Origin of the sequence: Streptomyces sp. WELS2 (genome assembly GCF_013870595.1) — a bacterium.
GTDB lineage: Bacteria > Actinomycetota > Actinomycetes > Streptomycetales > Streptomycetaceae > Streptomyces.
This window is the reverse complement of the sequence record NZ_JACBWZ010001043.1, coordinates 1-1,934: the sequence shown is the minus strand read 5'-3', so window position 1 is coordinate 1,934 and position 1,934 is coordinate 1. Positions and strand designations below refer to the sequence as shown.

General features: G+C 73.5%; 2 protein-coding genes and 1 pseudogene. All 3 read left to right on the top strand.

Translation table 11 applies throughout. The features are described from left to right. Positions 1-772 (top strand): hypothetical protein (locus H5J33_RS33365; protein ID WP_181798436.1); only part of this gene is annotated, 772 nt, incomplete at its 5' end. Between the two features lie 88 nt (positions 773-860). Further along, on the top strand, positions 861-1,526 hold the full coding sequence (msrA, locus tag H5J33_RS33360; protein WP_181798435.1) for a peptide-methionine (S)-S-oxide reductase MsrA: 666 nt from the start codon (positions 861-863) through the stop codon (positions 1,524-1,526). Between the two features lie 99 nt (positions 1,527-1,625). Then, positions 1,626-1,934 (top strand): annotated as a pseudogene (locus H5J33_RS33355) (hypothetical protein); the annotation flags it as partial.

Here is a 1,934-nt window from a genome sequence, read left to right as displayed (position 1 = left end):
GGAGGACGCGTGGCTGCTGGCCTGGGAGGCGGCCCGGCCCGACGACCCGGACGCGGCCGTGGTCCGCGCGCGCAGCACGGTGATCCTGGCCTGGAAGATCCGGGGCGCGAAGAAGGCGAAGTACACGACCCAGGAGCAGTTCGAGGGGTTCCGCCGCACGCTGACCTCCGCGCGCGAGGACGTCGCGCGGGCGGCGGCGCTCAACCCCGACGACCCGACCCCGTTCGTCGCGGAGATCTGGGTGGCGCTGGGCCTCGGCTACCCGAACGCGCGGATGGACGAGCTGTGGACGGAGATCACCTCGCGCGCCCCGCACCACTACGAGGCGCACTTCTCGGCGCTCCAGTACTGGTGCGCGAAGTGGCGCGGCTCCGAGCGGCTGGCCCGCGAGTTCGCCGAGCGGGCGGCGGCCGGCGCGCCGCTGGGCAGCCTGCTGACCGTGCTGCCGCTGATCGCGCACTTCGAGCACGACGAGTCGGACGACACCGAGGCCGACAACACGCCGGAGATGCGGGCCCGGGTCGAGGCGGCGCTCGCGGACGCGGCGGCGGCCGACCCGTCCCACCCGCGGCTGCCGGAGCTTCGTCACCTGCTGGCGTACTACCTGCACCTCCAGGGCCGCAACGAGGCGGCGCTGGAGCAGTTCCGGCTGGTCGACGGGCATGTGAACGCGCTGCCGTGGCGCCACGACAGCGACATGGCCGGCTACTACTGCCGGGTCCGCGACACGGCGGTCGCCCTGGCGCAGGAGGCGGCGACGGCGGGGGTCTGACCGGAATGGCCGGGGCGCGCGGGACGTTGTACGGGTGCCGGCGCCGCCGAGGCGGCCGGTGCCCAGCCCCGACCGACAGGGAGACCCGATGCTCTTCGGCCGCACACCCCAGCTGCCCACCCCCGAGCAGGCGCTCAAGGGCCGCCCCACGCTCGCCTTCGCGGTGCCGGAACGCCACACCGTCCTCGGCACGCCGCTGCTCGGCCCCTACCCCGAGGGCCTGGAGACCGCCGACTTCGGCCTGGGCTGCTTCTGGGGCGCCGAGCGCAAGTTCTGGCAGCTTCCGGAGGGCGTGTTCACGACCTTGGTCGGTTACCAGGGCGGTTACACGGAGAACCCGACGTACGAGGAGGTCTGCTCGGGCCTGACCGGTCACACGGAGGTGGTCCGGGTGGTCTACGACCCGCGGCGGATCTCGTACGACGCCCTGCTGAAGACCTTCTGGGAGTCGCACGACCCGACGCAGGGCTTCCGGCAGGGCAACGACGTGGGCACGCAGTACCGTTCGGCGGTCTACACGCACACCCCGGAGCAGGCAGCGGCGGCGGAGGCCTCCCGCGACGCCTACCAGAAGGTCCTGACCTCCTCCGGCTACGGCATGATCACCACGGAGATCCTCCCGGCCGAGGGCCGCCCCTTCTACCCGGCCGAGGCGTACCACCAGCAGTACCTGGACAAGAACCCGGCGGGCTACTGCGGCCTCGGCGGCACCGGAGTGTCCTGCCCGGTCGGCATCGCCCGCACCGGGAGCTGACGGCTCCCGCCCCGGACGGCGGCCGGGAGCGGTAATCCGGGCGACGGCCCCGGCTTCCGGCCCGTACATTCCCCCCTTGTGTCCGGTGAAGGGGAGGGTATGGGCAGTCCGGTGTTTCTGATCGGTGGGGGCTGGGACCGCGCCGAGGTGTACGAGCCGTTTCTGCGTCAGGTGCGCGGCGAGCGGCGGATCGGGTGTCTGATCGTCGACGAGGGGGACGGGGCGGCGCAGTTCGAGCGGTACGCGGGGGCGCTGCGGGAGGTGGGGCCGGCGTGCGTGCCGGTGCCGCTGCTCGTGCCGCTCGGCGGGCGGTTCGAGCCGGAGAGCGCGCTGGACGGCATCGACGGGCTGCTGGTGTGCGGGGGGCTCACGCCCGCGTACCAGGAGGCGCTCGCGGAGTGCCTGGAG